This is a genomic window from Mesorhizobium sp. M4A.F.Ca.ET.020.02.1.1 (assembly GCF_004022645.1).
Lineage (GTDB): Bacteria > Pseudomonadota > Alphaproteobacteria > Rhizobiales > Rhizobiaceae > Mesorhizobium.
The window spans coordinates 1-4,313 of record NZ_RZOI01000534.1 but is presented as its reverse complement, the minus strand read 5'-3'; the positions used below and the strand labels follow the sequence as shown (position 1 = coordinate 4,313).

The 4,313-nt window shown below is 61.3% G+C and carries 6 protein-coding genes; 3 read left to right on the top strand and 3 right to left on the bottom strand.

Annotation, left to right across the window (positions count from 1 at the left end):
• Positions 1 to 168: 168 nt before the first annotated feature.
• Complete coding sequence (locus EN742_RS26010; RefSeq protein WP_127407428.1) at positions 169 to 1,239, bottom strand: diguanylate cyclase; 1,071 nt, start codon at positions 1,237 to 1,239, stop codon at positions 169 to 171.
• Positions 1,240 to 1,560: 321 nt separating this feature from the next.
• Between EN742_RS26010 and EN742_RS26005 the strand changes: the two genes are divergently transcribed.
• From EN742_RS26005 to EN742_RS25995, 3 genes are all read left to right on the top strand, one after another.
• Positions 1,561 to 1,989, top strand: a complete 429-nt coding sequence (locus EN742_RS26005; RefSeq protein ID WP_127400588.1) for a GFA family protein — start codon at positions 1,561 to 1,563, stop codon at positions 1,987 to 1,989.
• A gap of 110 nt (positions 1,990 to 2,099) precedes the next feature.
• Positions 2,100 to 2,459 carry a diacylglycerol kinase gene (locus tag EN742_RS26000; protein ID WP_126054317.1) on the top strand — a complete coding sequence of 120 codons (360 nt, stop codon included), beginning with the start codon at positions 2,100 to 2,102 and terminating at the stop codon, positions 2,457 to 2,459.
• Positions 2,460 to 2,499: 40 nt separating this feature from the next.
• Positions 2,500 to 3,099, top strand: a complete 600-nt coding sequence (locus EN742_RS25995; RefSeq protein WP_127406850.1) for a hemerythrin domain-containing protein — start codon at positions 2,500 to 2,502, stop codon at positions 3,097 to 3,099.
• Between the two features lie 3 nt (positions 3,100 to 3,102).
• On the opposite strand, the gene EN742_RS25990 is transcribed toward EN742_RS25995, so the two are convergent.
• The gene (locus tag EN742_RS25990) at positions 3,103 to 3,714 is read right to left on the bottom strand and encodes a DedA family protein (protein WP_127406851.1); all 612 of its coding nucleotides are present in this window, start codon (positions 3,712 to 3,714) and stop codon (positions 3,103 to 3,105) included.
• Positions 3,714 to 4,274, bottom strand: coding sequence for a DUF1003 domain-containing protein (locus tag EN742_RS25985; protein ID WP_126054320.1), 561 nt, complete (start codon positions 4,272 to 4,274; stop codon positions 3,714 to 3,716). The genes EN742_RS25990 and EN742_RS25985 overlap by 1 nt, the downstream gene beginning before the upstream one ends.
• Between the last annotated feature and the right edge of the window lie 39 nt (positions 4,275 to 4,313).

The following is a 4,313-nucleotide window of genomic DNA, read 5'->3' as shown; positions in this document are numbered from 1 at the left end:
GCGTGGCCCTGGTCACGACCGCGTTTTCGGCCGCGCCGGTGGCGATATGAGATTGCACGGACGGCATGACTTGTTCCTTTCCATGGAAAATATAGTCCACGAAAATTCATATGGAAAGGTGTTGTGTCGAAAGAATCCGGGACAGCCGGATCCGTCAGGGCCGAGAAATCAGTCTTTCTTGTAGAGCAGCCAGCTCTTGCCGGCGCGACCGGCCATCGCCGAATGCCTTGTCACGCAGTTGCGGCCGCCGACCTTCGAGCGATAGAGCGCCCGGTCGGCCTTGGTGTAGAGGTCCTCGGGGCTTTCGGCCTCGGACGCCATGCAGATGCCCATCGACACGGTCACCGTGCCGTAATTGGTGCCGGTCTGGCTGCTGGTGAACGGCGTCTGCTCGATCAGCGTGCGGATGCGCTCGGCGATCTCGAAAGTCGTGTCTTCGCTGGCACCCTCGACGATCAGGGCGAATTCCTCGCCGCCGGTGCGGGCAACGAACATGTCGCCGCGAATGCTGGTCTGGAAGATCTCGGCGATGATCTGGATGATCCTGTCTCCGACTGGATGGCCGAAGCGGTCGTTGATGTCCTTGAAGCGGTCGATGTCGGCGAGGATCAGGGCATTGAACAGGATGCCCTTGTTGGAGTTGTAGATCTTGGTGATTTCCTTGTCGAAGGCGCGGCGGTTCCAGACCTGCGTCAAGGGATCGGTGTCGGCGAGCCGCTTGTACTCCTCGAGCTTCGACTTGACGCTCTCGAGCTCGGCGGTCTTTTCGCTGAGCGTGCTCGCCACTTGCCTGCCATGGTCGATCGTCGAGTTGGTCGCCGCCGACATGGCGGTGACGATTTTCTGCAGCAGGTCCTGCGACAGCATGCTGCGGTTGCCGAGCCCACTCGACGTCTCGTCGAGGATGCGGCCGTATTTTTCGATGTGGGAACGCTCGCTGCGCAACAGCGAGGCGATATCCTCGAGTTCCTTGGCGATGACGTCGCGCGCGTGCTCGACAATGCCGGGGCCGTGATGCTGGGCAAAGAAGGTTCGGCCGATGCGGTCGAGTTCCTCCTGGGTTGGCCGGTTGCTCAGCGAGACGACGGCTAGGCTGAGTTCATGATTGCTGCCGCTCAGAGCCTCGTAGAAGATCTCGTAGTTGCGCGGCAGGCCAAGCACGCCAAGCTGGCGCATCGTCGCCACGACGGTGCTCGCTATGTCGGTGTTCCTGTCGTTTGGAACGAAAGCCGGCTGCATGTTCTGTTCACTCCTCAAGAGCCAACGCAGAACCTGCGCGTGCCGATGTCGCCATGAGGGGAGTGCGACCGGAAATGCCAGACACGAGAAGAATCGCGTCCCCGCTCACGACCTTCACTTGCAAACGACCATAGATGCGAGCGCGCTAAAGTTTCCTTAATAGGGCTGGATTTCAACACGGTTTTCTCTACCTCAGGATGCAATAACCGCTTATGCAGGCGCGGGGCGAAACGTGTCCTCTTCATGTCGCATTTGCCGATGCCCGGCGGGCGCAAAACTGGAATCCTGCTGCTGACAGGTGATGAATTCTAGGAGGGCGGAATGGATGACAATCACAACGGAGCTTGCCTGTGCGGCGCGGTGCGCTTCAGGACGAGGGGGGCTCTGCGCGGTGTCGTCTATTGCCACTGCTCGCAATGCCGCAGGCAGAACGGCCATTTCGTTGCGGCGACCTCGGCCAAGGATGCCGATATCGACATAGAAGGAGCCGAGGCGCTCACCTGGTATGGCGCCTCCGACGTCGCCAGGCGCGGGTTCTGCCGCATCTGCGGCTCGCTCCTGTTCTGGAAGCATAACGAACTGGATCAGATTTCGATCATGGCCGGCGCCTTCGACAGGCCGTCCGGACTTGCCGGGGAAAGCCATATCTTCGTTGGCGACAAGGGCGACTATTATTCGATCGACGACGGGCTGCCGCAGTTCGAGAAATCGTCGCCCTCGGTCAAGGTCGCCGGTGAGGCCGCCGAATGACCAGCAAGCGAGTACAGCGGCAGAGCGCGTGATTTTTGGCGGCACTGCCTTATTCCATTGATCCAGCCGTTGCTATATCCCCTGCCGGTCACTCGGAAAGGGATTTGGGCATGCAGCGGCTGATCGATGCTTTCTTCAACTCGGTGCGGGCGTTCCGCAAGCTGGCTGCCCACGAAAAAGCCTTCCAGCAGGAGCTGATGCTGCTCACCCTTGCCCTGCCGGCGGGCTGGTTCATCTCGGTGTCGTGGCGCGGCTACGCGCTGCTGCTCGGCGCGGTGCTGCTCCTGATCATGGTCGAAGTGCTCAACACCGGCATCGAGGCTGCCTGCGACGCCTTCAGCCGCGAGTTCAATGTCGACATCCAGCTCGCCAAGGATTGCGGTTCGCTGGCGGTGCTGATCTCGGTGGTGATCGTGGCCGGCGTCTGGGGCATCGCCATTATCGAGCGCATCACGGGACTACCGATCTAGTATAGCGCTTCCTACATGACGGTTACCAAAGGAGACTGTCATGTCGGACGCCGCTGATTTTCTGTTGCTCGAGCGAGCCGGGCTGCCGGACGATCTGCGCTGGCTGACGCAAAAATATCCGCGCGAGACTTGGCAGGGCCACGGCAATATTCCTGGCCTCGCCGCTATGTGGCTTGGGCGGCACGACATGTTCCGCGAACTCGGCGGCATGCTGGCCAACGGCATTGGTGACTATCGCGAAGGCAGGCTGACAGCGCCGGACTTCGCGCGTTGGTTCGCGCCGCGGCTGAACCATTTCCTTGGCAATCTCGACGGCCACCATAATGTCGAGGACTACCAATACTTCCCGGCCTTCGCCAAGGCTGAGCCCCGGTTGAAGCGAGGCTTCGAGATACTCGACGCCGACCATCACACCATACACGAAGGGCTGGAACGCAACGCCGAGGCGGCGAATGCCTTTATCCGCACGCTCGAGGAGAGCGAGGACAGACAGCGCTTTGCCGCCGACGTCTATGCCGATGAGAACAGCCGGCTGATCGCCATGCTCACAAGGCACCTGGCCGACGAAGAGGATTTGATCATCCCGCTGATCCTCGACCGTGGCGACCGCGCCCTCGACACCGACATCGACATCGACTGAGCTTTACCTGGCTTCGCCCTGACCGTCCCCTGCGTCCCTGGCGCGTTCCTTCCTGGCGACGGAGTGGGCGAGGAACCAGGCGAGGCTGGCGACGACAAGCCCGATTGCCAGCGCGATCAGCAGCCGTTCGTGGCGCGCCAGCGCCTGGCCGACGACGCGCTCGGCGCCCAGTCCGAAAACGTAGCCGACCGTGCAGAACAACGCCGCCCAGACCAGCGACGAGATGGCGTTGAGGACGACGAAGCGCATCACTGTGATGTTGGCGAAGCCGGCTGCGACGCCGCCGACCAGGCGCATGCCGTAGATGTAGCGGTTCGAAAGCACGAAGATGTTGGGATGGGAGGAGACCAAACGGAAGGCATGGCTGAAGCCTAGCCGCGCCTTCAGCTTGAGCACATAGGGATGATCGGCGAAGTTGCGGCCGAGGATGAAGAAGAAGGTGTCGCCGGCGAAGGCGCCGATGGCTGCCGCCAGGAAAGCCTGCCAGGCCATGAAGACATGCTGATGCGCAAAGAAGCCGGCGAGTATGGCGGCGCTTTCGCCTTCGGCGACGCAGCCCAGGAAAACGGCGAACAGACCGTACTGCTCGATGAGATGGTGGATGGCCTCGGTCATCAGGGACTTTGCCGCGCCGACAGCTTTTCATCGATGCGCCTGACCTGCTCGGCCAGCCGCAGGATCTCGTCGCGCATGCCGATGATCTCGCTGTGGCGCAGTTCGTCCAGCTTCTCATGCAGCGCCATGATCTCGATCTCGGCCTTGAGGTTGACCTCATAGTCGTGGGCGGCGTCGATACGGTCGCGCTCGGTCTGGCGGTTCTGCGACATCATGATCACCGGCGCCTGCAGTGCTGCGATCATCGAAAGCACCAGGTTGAGGAAAATAAAGGGATAGGGGTCGAAGGCGTCGCGAGACAGCAGCCAGACATTGCCGAAGGTCCACAAGACCAGGAAGGCGATGAAGGTCAGGATGAACGACCATGAGCCGCCGATGCGGGCGATAGTGTCGGCGACCCGGTCGCCGAACGTCTGGTGAAAGGCGACGGCCTTGTTGGTGTCCTTCGAGATGGTGGTGCGATCAAGCGCGCTTTGCAGCACCCGGCTTTCGAGCTTGCTCAATGCATCCGGCCTTTGCCTCAGCCAGCGGTTCGCCAGATCCTCGACTGTCTTGTTCATGTGTCGCCTCCGTCACCGTCCGCGATAAGAGGTAGAGGC

Bases quoted from the DNA above. Each gene is read 5' to 3' on its own strand.
- EN742_RS26000 (WP_126054317.1), top strand. From the start codon at position 2,100: ATGCAGCGGCTGATCGATGCTTTCTTCAACTCGGTGCGGGCGTTCCGC.
- EN742_RS25990 (WP_127406851.1), bottom strand. From the start codon at position 3,714: ATGACCGAGGCCATCCACCATCTCATCGAGCAGTACGGTCTGTTCGCC.
- EN742_RS26005 (WP_127400588.1), top strand. From the start codon at position 1,561: ATGGATGACAATCACAACGGAGCTTGCCTGTGCGGCGCGGTGCGCTTC.
- EN742_RS25995 (WP_127406850.1), top strand. From the start codon at position 2,500: ATGTCGGACGCCGCTGATTTTCTGTTGCTCGAGCGAGCCGGGCTGCCG.
- EN742_RS25985 (WP_126054320.1), bottom strand. From the start codon at position 4,274: ATGAACAAGACAGTCGAGGATCTGGCGAACCGCTGGCTGAGGCAAAGG.
- EN742_RS26010 (WP_127407428.1), bottom strand. From the start codon at position 1,239: ATGCAGCCGGCTTTCGTTCCAAACGACAGGAACACCGACATAGCGAGC.